Source organism: Bradyrhizobium sp. YCK136 (assembly GCF_044570075.1).
GTDB lineage: Bacteria > Pseudomonadota > Alphaproteobacteria > Rhizobiales > Xanthobacteraceae > Bradyrhizobium > Bradyrhizobium diazoefficiens.
Map to the genome: position 1 here is coordinate 4,998,771 of NZ_CP172424.1, position 14,250 is coordinate 5,013,020.

At 65.0% G+C, this 14,250-nt stretch carries 16 protein-coding genes; 7 read left to right on the forward strand and 9 right to left on the reverse strand.

The features are described 5' to 3' along the window. Position 1 precedes the first annotated feature (1 nt). Positions 2 to 979 (reverse strand): cysteine synthase A, encoded by a 978-nt coding sequence (gene cysK / locus ACFLEY_RS24465; protein ID WP_060912134.1) that lies wholly within the window; start codon positions 977 to 979, stop codon positions 2 to 4. Between the two features lie 223 nt (positions 980 to 1,202). Between cysK and ACFLEY_RS24470 the strand changes: the two genes are divergently transcribed. Next, on the forward strand, positions 1,203 to 1,421 hold the full coding sequence (locus ACFLEY_RS24470) for a hypothetical protein (protein ID WP_028171894.1): 219 nt from the start codon (positions 1,203 to 1,205) through the stop codon (positions 1,419 to 1,421). A gap of 3 nt (positions 1,422 to 1,424) precedes the next feature. Here ACFLEY_RS24470 and tgt read toward each other — a convergent pair whose 3' ends face one another. After that, complete coding sequence (tgt, locus tag ACFLEY_RS24475) at positions 1,425 to 2,582, reverse strand: tRNA guanosine(34) transglycosylase Tgt (protein ID WP_060912133.1); 1,158 nt, start codon at positions 2,580 to 2,582, stop codon at positions 1,425 to 1,427. 190 nt (positions 2,583 to 2,772) lie between these two features. On the opposite strand from tgt, the gene ACFLEY_RS24480 reads away from it, so the two are divergent. The 4 genes from ACFLEY_RS24480 (at position 2,773) to ACFLEY_RS24495 (ending at position 7,029) form a co-directional block, all read left to right on the forward strand. Next, a complete protein-coding gene (locus ACFLEY_RS24480; RefSeq protein ID WP_211433950.1) occupies positions 2,773 to 3,981 on the forward strand; it encodes a patatin-like phospholipase family protein in 1,209 nt (402 codons plus the stop codon). Between the two features lie 126 nt (positions 3,982 to 4,107). Further along, positions 4,108 to 4,854: a TetR/AcrR family transcriptional regulator gene (locus ACFLEY_RS24485; protein ID WP_060912132.1), complete on the forward strand. Its 747-nt coding sequence runs from the start codon at positions 4,108 to 4,110 to the stop codon at positions 4,852 to 4,854. A 251-nt stretch (positions 4,855 to 5,105) separates the two neighbouring features. Then, positions 5,106 to 5,708, forward strand: a complete 603-nt coding sequence (locus ACFLEY_RS24490) for a PepSY domain-containing protein (protein WP_028171890.1) — start codon at positions 5,106 to 5,108, stop codon at positions 5,706 to 5,708. 283 nt (positions 5,709 to 5,991) lie between these two features. Next, the gene (locus ACFLEY_RS24495; protein WP_060912131.1) at positions 5,992 to 7,029 is read left to right on the forward strand and encodes an aspartate-semialdehyde dehydrogenase; all 1,038 of its coding nucleotides are present in this window, start codon (positions 5,992 to 5,994) and stop codon (positions 7,027 to 7,029) included. A 49-nt stretch (positions 7,030 to 7,078) separates the two neighbouring features. On the opposite strand, the gene ACFLEY_RS24500 is transcribed toward ACFLEY_RS24495, so the two are convergent. The 7 genes from ACFLEY_RS24500 to coaD all read right to left on the reverse strand — a co-directional run bounded on the left by ACFLEY_RS24500 (position 7,079) and on the right by coaD (position 11,605). Continuing rightward, positions 7,079 to 7,435 carry a hypothetical protein gene (locus tag ACFLEY_RS24500; RefSeq protein ID WP_060912130.1) on the reverse strand — a complete coding sequence of 119 codons (357 nt, stop codon included), beginning with the start codon at positions 7,433 to 7,435 and terminating at the stop codon, positions 7,079 to 7,081. Then, positions 7,398 to 8,204, reverse strand: coding sequence for an acyltransferase (locus ACFLEY_RS24505; RefSeq protein WP_060912129.1), 807 nt, complete (start codon positions 8,202 to 8,204; stop codon positions 7,398 to 7,400). Before ACFLEY_RS24505 ends, ACFLEY_RS24500 begins: the two co-directional genes overlap by 38 nt. A 196-nt stretch (positions 8,205 to 8,400) precedes the next feature. Then, on the reverse strand, positions 8,401 to 9,501 hold the full coding sequence (gene queA, locus ACFLEY_RS24510) for a tRNA preQ1(34) S-adenosylmethionine ribosyltransferase-isomerase QueA (RefSeq protein WP_060912128.1): 1,101 nt from the start codon (positions 9,499 to 9,501) through the stop codon (positions 8,401 to 8,403). Between the two features lie 113 nt (positions 9,502 to 9,614). After that, positions 9,615 to 10,079, reverse strand: coding sequence for a peptidylprolyl isomerase (locus tag ACFLEY_RS24515; protein ID WP_060912127.1), 465 nt, complete (start codon positions 10,077 to 10,079; stop codon positions 9,615 to 9,617). Then, positions 10,076 to 10,486 carry a hypothetical protein gene (locus ACFLEY_RS24520; RefSeq protein ID WP_011087460.1) on the reverse strand — a complete coding sequence of 137 codons (411 nt, stop codon included), beginning with the start codon at positions 10,484 to 10,486 and terminating at the stop codon, positions 10,076 to 10,078. Before ACFLEY_RS24520 ends, ACFLEY_RS24515 begins: the two co-directional genes overlap by 4 nt. 8 nt (positions 10,487 to 10,494) lie before the next feature. Beyond that, complete coding sequence (locus ACFLEY_RS24525; protein WP_028171884.1) at positions 10,495 to 11,070, reverse strand: peptidylprolyl isomerase; 576 nt, start codon at positions 11,068 to 11,070, stop codon at positions 10,495 to 10,497. A 37-nt stretch (positions 11,071 to 11,107) separates the two neighbouring features. After that, positions 11,108 to 11,605 carry a pantetheine-phosphate adenylyltransferase gene (coaD, locus tag ACFLEY_RS24530; RefSeq protein ID WP_060912126.1) on the reverse strand — a complete coding sequence of 166 codons (498 nt, stop codon included), beginning with the start codon at positions 11,603 to 11,605 and terminating at the stop codon, positions 11,108 to 11,110. Between the two features lie 257 nt (positions 11,606 to 11,862). Between coaD and ACFLEY_RS24535 the strand changes: the two genes are divergently transcribed. After that, positions 11,863 to 12,120, forward strand: coding sequence for a hypothetical protein (locus ACFLEY_RS24535; RefSeq protein ID WP_008131028.1), 258 nt, complete (start codon positions 11,863 to 11,865; stop codon positions 12,118 to 12,120). A gap of 216 nt (positions 12,121 to 12,336) precedes the next feature. Then, positions 12,337 to 14,190, forward strand: coding sequence for a potassium transporter Kup (locus ACFLEY_RS24540; RefSeq protein ID WP_060912125.1), 1,854 nt, complete (start codon positions 12,337 to 12,339; stop codon positions 14,188 to 14,190). The last annotated feature ends 60 nt before the right edge of the window (positions 14,191 to 14,250 follow it).

Sequence of the window (14,250 nt, forward strand, 5' to 3'; positions counted from 1 at the left end):
CCTAGATTCCCTCAAACAGAGCCGTCGAAAGATACCGCTCGGAGAGGGACGGTACCACCGCCAGGATGGTTTTTCCCGCAGCTTCCGGCCGCTTGCCGATCTGGAGCGCCGCGGCGATCGCAGCACCCGAGGAGATACCGCCCGGAATGCCCTCGTGCCGCGCCAATGCGCGCGAGGTCTCGATCGCCGTGGTCGAGTTGATTTTGACGATCTCGTCGATCACGGAGCGATCGAGGATATCAGGGACGAAGCCCGCGCCGATGCCCTGGATCTTGTGCGGCGTATGCTGTCCCCCTGATAGCACCGGGCTCTCCTCCGGCTCGACCGCCACCACCCGCAACGAGGCCTTGCGCGGCTTGAGCACCTGGCCGACGCCGGTGATCGTGCCGCCGGTGCCGACGCCTGCAACGAAGAAATCGATGTTGCCGTCGGTGTCGTTCCAGATCTCCTCCGCGGTGGTGCGGCGGTGCACCTCGGGATTGGCGAGGTTCTTGAACTGCTGCGGCATCACCGAGTTCGGCGTCGTCGTCACCAGCTCCTCGGCGGCGGCGATCGCGCCCTTCATGCCTTGTGCGGCCGGCGTCAGCACCAGCTCCGCGCCGAGAAAGGCCAGCATCTTGCGCCGTTCGATCGACATCGATTCCGGCATCACGAGCTTGAGCCGGTAGCCGCGCGAGGCGGCGACGAAGGCGAGTGCGATGCCGGTATTGCCGGAGGTCGGTTCGATCAGCACGGTATCCGGCTTGACGATACCGGCCTTCTCCATGGCGATGATCATGGCCGCGCCGATGCGGTCCTTCACGCTCGCGGCCGGATTGAAATATTCAAGTTTTGCCAAAATCGTCGCGTTCACGCCGTGCATGCCCGGCAGCCGTCGCAATCGCACGATCGGCGTGTCGCCAAAAGCTTCGACAATCGAGTCATAGATCCGGCCGCGGCCGGGTTGATGCGCTGCACGCGTGGCGGACGATGCGTCCATGATGAACTCCCTGTAGCGACAATTTGCGCTTCTGCCGTGGCTCTTGCGCAGTTACAGACAGCTTGCGGCGACACGCAAGCGACAATGCGGCACATGTTAAATACGCTGCATCGCAAAATCACGTGAGCTACAAATATCAGAAAACCAACGCTTTTGTGTTGCGACCTCGTCAAGTGATTCTGCTTATGTTAGACTTACGTCTTAAAGCAGGGAGGTCACCACGATGTCAGCAGTTGCTGAAGTGTTGTCGACCGTCGCGCTGAACCGCGATCCGCGTTGTAGCGAGTTGCCCACCTGTCCGGTCTGCGCCGACTCCATGGTCGCCGCCGAAGCATCCGCCTACGTCTCGGACCACATGATCAGCTATCTCTGGACCTGCGACAATTGCGGTTACGGCTTCGTGACCAAGCATGCCGTCAGGCAGCGGATCGTGTGCAACTGACCCTCAGTCGCCCTGGCGCGGGGCGATGTCGCCCCTCGCCCAGTCCTCGCGTGTACGCTGGTAGAACTCGTCGAACGTTCCGTGTGCGATCGCGTCCCTGATGCCCTGCATCAGGGACTGATAGTATGCGATATTGATCTCGGACAGCAGCATTGCCCCCAGCGTCTCGCCCGCCTTGACGAGATGATGCAGGTAGGCGCGCGCGTAGCTGCGCGTCGACGGCCATGTGCTTTCTTCGTCGAGCGGACGCGGATCGTCCGCATGACGCGCGTTGCGCAGATTCACCTGACCGAAGCGGGTGAACGCGACGCCGTGGCGGCCATTGCGTGTCGGCATCACGCAATCGAACATGTCGATGCCGCGCTTCACGGCTTCGAGCATGTCGTCGGGCGTGCCGACACCCATCAGATAGCGCGGCCGCTCTTTCGGCAGCATCGGTGCGGTCTCGTCGATCATCGCCAGCATCACCGCCTGCGGTTCGCCGACCGCGAGGCCGCCGATCGCATAGCCGTGGAAGCCGATCGCGACGAGCCCTTCCGCGCTCGCATGACGAAGCTGGGGCACATCGCCGCCCTGCACGATGCCGAACAGCATGTAACCGTCCGGCGCGCTCTCGAAGGCGCGCTTGCTGCGCTCGGCCCAGCGCAGCGACAATTGCATCGCGCGCTCGATATCGGCGTGCTCGGCGGGCAGCCGCACGCATTCGTCCATCTGCATGGCGATGTCGGAGCCGAGGAAACGCTGCACCTCGATCGAGCGCTCCGGCGACAGCTCGACTTTGGCGCCGTCGATATGCGAACGGAAGGTGACGGCGTGCTCGCTGACCTTGCGCAGGTCAGCAAGCGACATCACCTGGAAGCCGCCGGAATCCGTCAGCATCGGCCCATTCCAGCCGGTGAACCGCTGCAAGCCGCCGAGCGCCGCAATCCGCTCGGCGCCGGGGCGCAGCATCAGATGATAGGTGTTGCCGAGCACGATGTCGGCGCCGGCATCGCGCACCTCGCGCCAGTGCATGCCCTTCATGGCCCCGGCGGTTCCGACCGGCATGAAGGCCGGCGTCCGCACCACGCCATGCGGGGTGGTCAGGCGCCCGGTGCGCGCGGCGCCATCGGTGGCGAGCAGTTCGAAGTGATTGGGGGGAGCTGCGTCAGGACGATTCATGGCGGTGCTTATTGCGTGTCGGAGAAGGCCGATCAACCCGCGGGACTGCACTTCGGCCACCCCGTGCCTCAGACTGGGACACAAATGGCCCCGGATATGGTCCCCGCCACCTTGTTAAACAAAACGATACCGTGTAGTTTTACGGTGGGGGCTGGACGAAAAGCCGCGGCGAGTTTGCCGGCGGCGGTAGATGCGTGATCGCCAGCCACCGACGATGCCCTTCGCTTCACATTCGACTGACGTGCCCGTCCCTTCACATGGCCGGGACAGGCAGACAGGCGCCCGCCTGATCGGGTTCCTGGTCCTGGCGTGCAGCCTGGCGCTCGGCGCCTGCACCTCCCTGCCCCGCGCGCCCTACACCGCCGCCGAGGCCAGCACCTCACGCGTGCTCGATATCGATGGCCTCAGGCGCTACGCCGACGACCCCGTCACGAAGTTCAGCTTCGAGAAGGACAACAGCAACGCGTCAAAGTCCTATCTGGCGCTCTCCGGGGGCGGTGCGGACGGTGCCTACGGCGTCGGCGTGCTCAACGGCTGGACCGCGGCCAGAACCCGCCCCACCTTCTCGGTCGTCTCCGGCGTGAGCACCGGCGGCCTGATCGCGCCCTTTGCGTTTCTCGGCCCGCAATATGACGACACGTTGAAGGAGGTCTACACCAGCGGCATCGCGGAGAGCCTCCTGAACGATCCCAGCATCATACGCGTGCTGTTCGGATCCGGCCTGTTCGGCAATACGCGCCTGCGCGAGCTCGTCGCCCGCTATGTTGGGCCAGAGATCATGGTGCAAGTCGCGCGCGAAAACGCCAGGGGCCGACGGCTGCTGATCGTGACGACCGACCTGGACACCCAGCGCACCGCGATCTGGAACATGGGCAAGATCGCCGAGATCGGCACGCCCGAGGCGCTCAAACTGTTTCGCGACGTGATGGCGGCCTCCGCCAGCATTCCCCTGGTGTTTCCACCGATCATGATCGACGCCGAAGGCCAGGGCCGCAGGTTTCAGGAGATGCACGTCGACGGCGGCGTGACGGCCCCGGTGCTGACGCTACCGGAAGCCTTGCTCTTCCAGGGCAGCCGCCTGCCGGGCAGTGCGAAGATGGACATCTACATCCTCGTCAACAAGAAGATCGAACGCAACTTCGAGCTCGTGTCCAACAGCACCGTCGACGTCGCCTCACGCAGCCTGTCGGCGATCACGCAGTCGCAGACGCGCTCGATCATCTTCTCGACCTATGATTTCGCCAGGCGCAACCACCTGGGCTTCCATCTCTCCTACATCGCGCGCGACTACCCCGCACCGCCCTCGGAAGGATTCGACACCGCCTATATGCGGGCGCTGTATCAGTACGGATATGAGAAGGCGGCCGCGGGCCAGGCCTGGACTTCGGCGCTCCCATGAGACCTCCGTGCCGGAACGAGGTCGTATCGAGACCGTTGACGATACGGCCAATTCGGCCAGATTCGCGATGACGCCCCGGTTGCTGCGCGTTATAGAGCAGTGACGACCGCGCAGGAATCATTGGGCATGGGATTGACTGCGACCAAGACAAGACCGGCAGCAGCACGGCGCGAGGTGCCGAAATCGCGCGGCGGCCGGCCGACGAAGACCGCCGCGATCGAGCGCGATCAGCGGCTGATCGAGGTCGCCACCCGCCTGTTCCTGGATCGCGGCTTCGACGCCACCTCGCTCGATGCGGTTGCGGAAGCGGCACGGGTGAGCAAGCCGACCGTCTATTCCCGTTACGGCGACAAGCGTGGCCTGTTCGCCGCCGTGCTGAGGCGCGAGATCGCGCGCTGGCTGGCGCCGCTGTCGGCGGCCGCCGAGACGCAACTCAGCAGCGCCTCGGACATCCCCGTCGAGCAGCGGCTGGTCGAGATCGGGCGCGAGATGCTGAGCTTCACCTGCGGGCCCGATGCCGTCGCCTTCAGCCGCATGATGACGTCACAGGCCATCAACTTCCCCGATGTCGCCAAGCTCGGCATGGAGGAAGGCTGGCTCAAGGCTGTCGCCACCACGGCGCGCTTCTTCGACCATCTGGTGGCGCAAGGCGCGCTCGACCTCGACGACACCACCATCGCAGCGGAAGTGTTTCTCGACGTCGTCGTCGGTCATACCCACCGCATGGCGACATTCGGAACGGCACTGGAGTTGAAGTCCGCGGAAAAGCGGATGCGTACCGCGATCAAGCTGTTCCTGGCCGGTGCGCTGGGTCCGGCCGACCGCGTCCAGGACGCCACCAAGGGCACGCCGCGGCGACGCCCATCCCGCTGACAATTCCGTGAGGTTGCGATCTATCCCCAACGGGGCCGCCGCTACGCCGTTGACCAAAATAAAACGATACGGTATGGTTTAGTTAAGTCGGTACGGGCCGCTTTTTTCACCAGCCCCAAAAGAGGTCCGTACCGCTTCGATCGCCGCGGCGAGTACAGCTCGCCGCGGCGCTCCGCGGCCGGCCGATGCCCAAGGCCGGCCGCGAATTCTTTACGATCATCCGGCACACTCGCTGGCCGAGGGTTTCGAGCATGACGACAGCCAAACGATGGACCTCACGACTGCTTGCGATCGCCCTGCCCGCGCTGCTCCTCGCAGCGCCCGCGCGGGCAATCGTGACCGCAGGCACACCGACCGCGCTTCACAGCGACACAGATGGTGACGCTGAGGCGGACCGCCAAGCGGTCAGCCGCGAGATCGAGCGCTTCCGCGGTTCGTCGATCTCGATCAGCCAGGCCATGGCTCTCGCAGAGTCCCGCCACGCCGGCGCCACCACGGCGGACGTGAGTTTCGATGGCGCCTCCGGCGTGCCGGTCTACCGGGTGAAGACGCTGCACAACGACCGGATCTGGCGCCACACCATCAATGCCGCGACCGGCGAGTTCGTCGGCGGAGAGGCCGCCCTGCCCCTTGCCGAGCTCGACCGCGACGATCGCAGCAACCTCGCAGCACTCGGCGCGATCCGGCACCGCCTTGCGGATGCCGTGCGCGTCGCCGAGCAGGCAGCGTCGGGCAAGGCGATCAGCGGCGGCCTCGTGCGCGAACGTGGCCGGCTCAATTTCGCGATCGTCGTGATCAGCGGCGACGACCTCAAGGAGGTCATCCTCGAGCCGCCGGGTGCCCGAACGAAGTAGAGACGGCTCCCGGCCGGCGGCCACAATCCCGCCGAAAAGCCATTGACGGACGCAAGACTCTCCCCCATAAGTCGCCGCCATGTTCACGACCACCAAACGCACGACCAAAACCACCACGGCCTTCGGGGCCCGGGGAGGCGTGCGCGCGTAGTCGTCGACTGAAACGCATCAGCTCTACCGAAGCCCCGCCCTCGATGGTCCGGGGCTTTTTTGTTGTCTAAAACTCACAGCATGATCCGGAAAAGTGGAATCCGGTTTTCCGACGAGATCATGCTCAACTTGAATGGAGGAGAATGTGAGTAACGATCCCGTCGTCGCGATTGTCGGCGTCACCGGTGCGGTGGGCGCCGAATTCATCGCCACCATGGACAAGCGTGGTTTCCGCGTCGGCAAGCTCAAGGCGCTGGCCAGCGCCCGCTCGGCCGGCAAGACGGTGTCGTTCCGCGGGCAAAACGTCGTCATCGAGGAACTGACCGAGCGCGCCTTCGAGGGTGTCGATATCGCCCTGTTCTCGGCCGGCGGCAGCATCTCGAAGAAGTATGCGCCGCTCGCGGTCAAGGCCGGCGCGGTCGTGGTCGACAACTCCTCCGCCTTCCGGATGGATCCGAACGTGCCGCTGGTGATCCCCGAGATCAACGCGAACCGCATCCGCGACCACAAGGGCATCATCGCCAACCCGAACTGCGCCGCGATCACCGCGCTGGTGCCGCTCTGGCCGATCCACCAGAAGAACCGTATCAAGCGCGTGATCATCTCGACCTACCAGGCGGCCTCCGGCGCCGGCGCCGCCGCCATGGAGGAGCTCGTCGAGTCGACCCGCGCCAATCTCAACGGGCAGGTATATACGCCCAAGGTGATGCCGCACCCCTACGCCTTCAATCTGTTCAACCACAACACCGCGGTTGACCCTGAGACCGGCTACAACGACGAAGAGACCAAGGTCATCAAGGAGACCCGCAAGATCTTCGAGGACGAGACCATCGCCGTCGGCGTCACCTGCGTCCGCGTGCCGGTGCTGCGCGCCCATTGCGAGGCCATCACGTTCGAATGCGAGAAGCCGATCAGCGAGGACCAGGTCCGCGCCATCATGGCGCAGGCGCCCGGCGTGAAGATCGTCGACGACCGCGTGAAGAACCACTTCCCGATGCCGATCGACGCCTCGGGCCAGGATGACGTCCTGGTCGGCCGAATCCGCAAGGATCTCAGCGATCCCACGGGGCATTCGATCTCGATGCTCGTCGCGGCGGATCAGCTGCTCAAGGGTGCCGCGCTGAACGCGGTGCAGATCGCCGAGCTCCTGCCGCAGCGGGTGATGGCGTAAGCCGACCAGCGGGACAGGCGGCGTCAAGCGTCCGCCTGTCTCGCATCTCTTACGCCAGCCCCTTCAACGCCTGTTTCATCGTAAGCCTGACAGGAACATCGACGAAGACGGTGGCCGCGTACGCCGCCGCTGCAACAACCGGTATTGCGACAAGCCCGACAAGGGCGGATTGAACCTCAAGATGCTGCGCGCAGGCCTCCACGGCGTGGAACATCACGACCTGGAGAACATAGATCCCGTAGGAAAGCAGTCCGAGGGTCTGCATCGTGTTTGCCAATGCGCCCCGCGGCGGATCGAAACGCGCGCAGATCGTGATGGCCAGCGGAAATACGACGATGACGGAGAACAGGCTCAGCGCGAGATCGAGACTACTCGGAAAATCCAGCGCAAGGATGGCGGAGAGCAAACGCGCTGATCGCGAATCCGGGGCGTGCCGCCGGCAATCGGGCCGTTTCGTAGAAGCGGTAGACCAGGACGCCCGCAAAGAACGAAAACCCGACCCGGATCACGCCGGCGCCGAAAGTTTCCCAGGTCGGTCCGCCCCCCAGGACACCTCGCTTATCGGCTTCGATGCCGAACCCAAGCCACCCCATCGTGGCGCAGACCACGAGCGCGAGCGCGAAGGCGCCGACGAGCCAGATCACGGATTTCGTATCGAGCCGCTTTCCGAGAGCCGCAAATAGCAGATTTGCCGCAACTTCAAAGAACAGCGACCAGGCGGCGAAGTTGAACGGGTACAGATCGGCATCGAGATGGGCGGGATTAGGGGTCGGCAGCATCAGCGCGCTGCAAAGGAGGCTGAGGATCGTTTGCGCCCGGTCCGGCGCTCCAGCGGCAAGCTGCCCGAGGAGAAACGGCAATGAGAGGATGAATGCCAGGGCGTACAACGGGTATAGCCGCTGGAGTCTCGCGAGCATGAAGGAGCGAACCGACAATCCCTGGCGGAAGCGTCTTCGATAGGCGTGCTCCAGCACGAAGCCCGACAGAACGAAGAACAGGTCGACAGCCAGGTAGCTATTCCCCATCCACCCGGTCGACGCAGCCGGGCCTTCCCAGAGGAAAGGAGCATGTCGCAGCGCAACCATGATCGCCGCGACACCTCGCAGTCCGTCAAGCGCAACGAACGTTCGTTCCGTGAACAGGGCCGTTTCGGTGCGCGCTGCCGGGGTCGGCAAGTTTACGGTTCCTCAACTGATCGACGCCGTCGATTGGCGGGCCCTCCCCGCGCAGGGGCAGGCGCCTCCACCGCTCATCAAACGGCATGACGGTAGGCTCAATTGCTTGCGAAACAGCAAAGATGGATCGAGATTCCCGGGGGAAACGGTGTGCAAACGCCGTGCCGACCAATGGGCCCGCCTCGCTTTGTCCGCGCTACAGCGACGACGGGTTGCGGACTTCGGTCTCCCCTGCGCGAAACAGCAGGCAGGCGTCGCCGTATGAATAGAACCGATAGCCCTGCGCAATCCCGTGCGCATAGGCCCGCCGCATCGTCTCCAGCCCTGAGAATGCCGACACCAGCATGAACAGCGTCGACTTCGGCAAGTGGAAATTGGTCAGCAGGATATCGACGGCGCGGAAGCGATAGCCGGGCGTGATGAAGATCGACGTCTCGGCCGCAAACGGCTGGATGGTGCCGTCCTCGCTCGCGGCGCTTTCAAGCAGCCGCAGCGACGTGGTGCCGACCGCGATGATGCGCCCGCCGTTGTGCCGCGCAATGTTCAGTCGCTCCGCCGTCTCGGCCGAGATCGTGCCCCACTCGGCATGCATCTTGTGGCCTGCGGTGTCCTCTACCTTCACCGGCAGGAACGTCCCTGCCCCGACATGCAGCGTGACGCGGTTGAGGCCGATGCCGCGCTCGCGCAGCGCCTGCTCCAGCGCGGGCGTGAAATGCAGCCCTGCGGTGGGCGCTGCGACCGCGCCCTCGTTGGCCGCGAACATCGTCTGGTAGTCGGCGAAGTCCTGATCGTCAGGCGTGCGCTTGGAGGCGATGTAGGGCGGCAGCGGCGGGCTGCCGAGATCGGCGATCGCCTGGTCCAGCGCCGGGCCGTGGAACGAGAACGACAGCGTCACCTCGCCTTCGCTGCCCTTGGCCTCGACCTCGGCATCGAGATGGCCGAGCAGGCAGACCTTGCCCTCGTTGCCAAAACGGATGCGATCGCCGGCAATGAGCTTCTTGGCAGGCTTCACCAGCGCCTGCCAGCGCGAGCCATCGAGTCGCTTGATCAGCGTCGCCTCGATCTTCGGCTCGGTCTCGCGGCCGATGCGGCGACCCTTGAGCTGCGCCGCGATCACCTTGGTGTCGTTGACGACGAGTTGGTCGCCGCGCTTCAGCCATTGCGGCAGCTCGGAGATGGTGCGGTCGCGCAGCGCGCCGCCCTCCACGACCAGCATCTTCGCGGAGTCGCGCGGGCTCGCCGGGCGCAACGCGATGCGCTCGGCGGGCAGGTCGAAATCGAAGAGGTCGGTGCGCATGAGCGCCGTTGCGCCTTAGTTCGTGTCATTCCGGGGCGATGCGCAGCATCGAACCCGGAATCTCGAGATTCCGGGTTCGCGCTAACGCGCGCCCCGGAATGACCGCGTAGCGGTCATTCCTTGTCCGCCGCCATCCGCGCCTTGACGATCTTGTCCGGGTTCTGCACCGGCTCGCCGCGCTTGATCTTGTCGACGTTCTCCATGCCCTCGGTGACCTTGCCCCACACCGTGTACTGGTTGTCGAGGAAGCGGGCGTCGTCGAAGCAGATGAAGAACTGGCTGTCGCCGGAATCGGGGCTTGCTGCGCGCGCCATCGAGGTGGTGCCGCGCACATGCGGCTCCTTGTTGAACTCGGCCTTCAGCTTCTTGCCGGAGCCGCCGGTGCCGGTGCCCTGCGGGCAGCCGGTCTGGGCCATGAAGCCCTCGATCACGCGGTGGAACACGATGCCGTCGTAAAAGCCTTCGCGGACCAGCTCCTTGATGCGCGCGACATGGCCGGGTGCGAGGTCGGGCCGCATCTCGATGGTGACGGGGCCCTGTGTGGTCTCGAGGATCAATGTGTTTTCGGTGACGCTCATGCTCGTCTCTCTTGCGTTGGAGGTGAAGTCTTCCGGCTGCGGAACTGGATCGCGAATGGACGCCCCGCGGCGGCGCCGGCCATTGCATCGGTAAATGGCATCGGCGTGCAGCGTTGCAACGCCTCCATCACCGCGATCCGGTATTGCAGCCGGTCATCGTCGGAGGCATCCGCGGATTCATAGGTAATCCTCGGATGGCCCAGAATGTTTCCGGACCGGTTAAAGCTCACGACGACGGTGATGTCGAGTGGGCGAGCCTTGGCAGCCGGAGGTGGTTTCCAGCAGGTGCGCAGATGCCGGAAGACGTCCTGGATGGTGTTGACCTGCGCGTCCTCGGCGGCCGCGCCGCAGATGCCGGCAAGCAGCACCGCGGCAGCCAGCAGAAGCTTGTCGCCGCAGCGCGCCATCGCCTCTCCTATTTGATGTCGGAGGCGACCTGCACCTTCACCATCTTGTCGGGATCGGTAACGGTGCCGCTCGGCGAACCGGCCGGTGCCTTCTTCAGCTTGTCGACGACGTCCATGCCCTGCACGACCTCGCCGATCACGGTGTAATTGTTGTCGAGGCTGCCGCCGTCGGCGAACATGATGAAGAACTGCGAGTTGGCGGTGTCGACGCTGTCGCCGCGCCGGGCCATGCCGACGATGCCGCGTGCGAAGTGCACCTTGGAGAATTCCTGCTTCAGGTTCGGATATTTCGAGCCGCCCGTGCCGTTGAAATTCTGGCCGTCGCCGGTCTGCGCCATGAAGCCGTCCATCACGCGGTGGAACGGCACGTTGTTGTAGAAGCCCTCGCGCGCGAGCTGCTTGATGCGCTCGGCGTGCTGGGGCGCAAGATCGGTCCGCAGCTTGATGACGATGCGGCCCTTGGTGGTGTCGATGACGACCGCGTTGGCCTTGTCGAGGCCGGCCGGCAGGGTCTGTGCGCCCGCCGGGACCGCGCCAACGAGCGCGGCAAAGATCGTGGCAAGAATTGCGAGACGACGGATCATGAAAACTCCGGATCAGGTGAGATGAAGAAGCGCGCCGTTATCCGGCGAATTTGGCCTTGAGCAGACTGGCTACGAGCGGCGGCACGAAGGTCGAAACATCTCCGCCCATGCCCGCGATCTGGCGCACCAAAGTGGCGGTGATCGGGCGGACCATGGGAGAGGCCGGCAGAAACACCGTATGGACCTCCGGCGCCATGGCCTCGTTCATCCCGGCAAGCTGCATTTCGTAGTCGAGGTCGGTGCCGTCGCGCAGACCGCGAATCATGATGGTCGCGCCGTGCTTGCGCGCGGCGGTCACCGACAGATCGTCAAACGTCACGGCTTCGAGCACGCAGCCGGCCTGGGCTGCCACCGGCCCGCAGACGTCCTCGAGCATCTTTAGACGCTCCTCGGTGGAGAACAGCGGCTTCTTGCCGGGATGGACGCCGATCGCGACCACCAGCCGGTCGCACAGCGGAACGGCATGCCGGACCACGTCCAGATGGCCGTTGGTGATGGGGTCGAAGGAACCTGGGTAGAAGGCAATGCGCGGCATGGCCCCGTCCTACCGCGCCCGGCCCGGCCCGGCAAGCCGGGCTGGTTCCCCGCCGTTTCCCGGAAAATGTCCCCCTTTCGTGTCGGCGACGGCCGCTTTGTTTCGTCCTCGGGACGGCCACGAAACAAAACGGAGCGCGAACGAAACCATTTCCCGCGTCCGCGAAGACGTCCGGAAACTGGCCATGGTTACTAATCCAGCCAACGAATGACGGGCCGCACACTGGGTGTAGGCGGCCGCATCACAGGGGACAGTCAATGATCAAGGCTCTTTCAGCGATCGCTATCTCTGCGTGTGTTGCCGCGGCCCTCACCCTCCTGCCCGGCTTTGCCCCGACCGTCGAAGCCAGCGTGCCGCAGCCGCTGGCCAAGAGCGACCGGCTCGATATCCGCAGCATCGGCCGCGACTGCTCGCAGCAGGCCTGGCCGAACTTTGAGGCGTCGTGCCTGCGCCGTGCCGGCACCAAGGCCGACGTCCGCGTCGCTCGCCTCGTGACGGCCGACCGCACCCCGTAGCCCGGTCTGTCAGCTTCGCGTCAGGTAAGCCTTCGAGATCGACGACAAGATAAACCCCAAAGATAAACCCATGGATATTTGCGACGTCTCGTCGCAGACTGCGTGATGCTCGCGCCCGTCGGAATGCCCCGCCGGGCGCGAACCCATCGAGGGTCGCCATTGTCCAGTACGCCCGCAGTCGCTTCCGGCCATCATCCTGATCCACTGCCGCTTGCAATGACCATGGGCGCCCTCGGGGTGGTCTATGGCGATATCGGCACCAGCCCGCTCTACGCCCTGAAGGAAGCCGCCAAGGCGGCCGCCCACGGCGCGACAGTGACCCCCGACGCTGTCCTGGGGGTTGCCTCGCTGATCCTCTGGGCGCTGCTGCTGATCATCTCGCTGAAATATGCGCTCTTGATCCTGCGCGCGGACAACCGCGGCGAAGGCGGCATCGTCGCCCTGTTGGCCCTGCTCCACGCCCGCAACGCCCAGCCCGGCACCTGGCGCTCGCATCTGCTGGTGGTCGGCCTCGTCGGCGCCGCCCTGCTCTACGGTGACGGCGCGATCACGCCGGCGATCTCCGTGCTGAGCGCCATCGAAGGCCTCAAGGTGGACGCGCCCTCGCTCGCGCCAGCCGTCGTGCCCGTCACCGTCGTCATCCTGGTCGGCCTGTTCATGATGCAGAAACAGGGCACCGGCTTCATCGGCCGCATCTTCGGACCGGTGATGCTGGCCTGGTTCGCCGTGCTCGCCGCGCTCGGCATCCACGGCATCGTCAAGGCGCCGGCCGTGCTGGCGGCGCTCAGCCCGCTCTACGCCGTCGAATTCCTGATCCACCAGGATTTTCACGTCTCCTTCGCGATCCTCGGCGCAGCCTTCCTCGCGGTCACCGGGGGCGAAGCCATGTATGCCGACATGGGCCATTTCGGCCGCCTGCCGATCCGGCTCGCCTGGTTCGCGATCTGCCTGCCCGCGCTGGTGCTGAACTATTTCGGCCAGGCCGCGCTGCTGATCACCGATCCCGCGATGATCGAGAACCCGTTCTTCCAGCTCTGCCCCGACGCCCTGCACTATCCGCTGGTCGCCTTCTCGGCGGTCGCGACCGTGATCGCCTCGCAGGCGATCATCTCCGGCGTGTTCTCGCTGACCCAGCAGTCGATCCAGCTCGGCTTTTTGCCGCGCATGCAGATCCGCCACACCACCAGCGACGCGATCGGCCAGATCTATGTGCCGCTGGTGAACTGGCTGCTCGCCGCCGCAACGCTCGGGGCGGTCCTGAGCTTCGGCAGCTCGGACGCGCTCGCAGGCGCCTATGGCATCGCAGTGTCGCTGCTGATGGCGATCACGACGCTGCTGGCTGCGCTGGTTGCGATCCAGTGGGGTTATTCGCCCTGGCTCGTGGTCGCCGTGAACGGCGCCTTCTTCGTCATCGACGTGATCTTCTTCTCGGCCAATTCGATCAAGCTGTTCGAGGGCGGCTGGTTTCCGCTGCTGCTCGCAGCCCTCGTCGCCTTCATGATGCTGACGTGGCGCAGCGGCGTGAAGCTGGTCGAGGCGGCGCGCGCGAAGCTGCGCCAGCCCGAGGAGGACCTGATCGAGACCGCCGTCAACAAGTGCAGCGCCAGACTGCCCGGGACCGCCGTGTTCCTGGCGTCCGCTCCGCGCGGCGTGCCGCTCGCGCTGACCCAGTTCGTCAAGCACAACCGCGTGCTGCACGAACGCGTGCTGCTGGTCACCGTACTGATCGAGGAATCCCCGCATATTCCCGACGAGGAACGCGCGGAGGTGATCGAGATCATTCCCGGCATCACCCGCGTGATCCTGCATTACGGCTTCATGCAGAACCCGACGATCTATGACGGGCTGACGCTGACTTGCCGGCAGGGCAAGCTGCCCGGCATCGACCTCTCCGACATCACCTATTACGTCGGCCGCGAGACCATCATCCCGCGCGAGGACGTCCCGGGCATGTGGGTCTGGCGCGAAGGCCTGTTCGCCTTCCTCCAGCGCAACGCCGAACGCTCCGCCGCATTCTTCGGCGTACCGACCAAGCAGGTCGTGGAGTTCGGCACGGAGCTGGAGATCTAGGGAAGTTCGTAGCCCGGATGGAGCGCAAGCGTAATCCGGGATTCTTGCCAGGCGCACAGA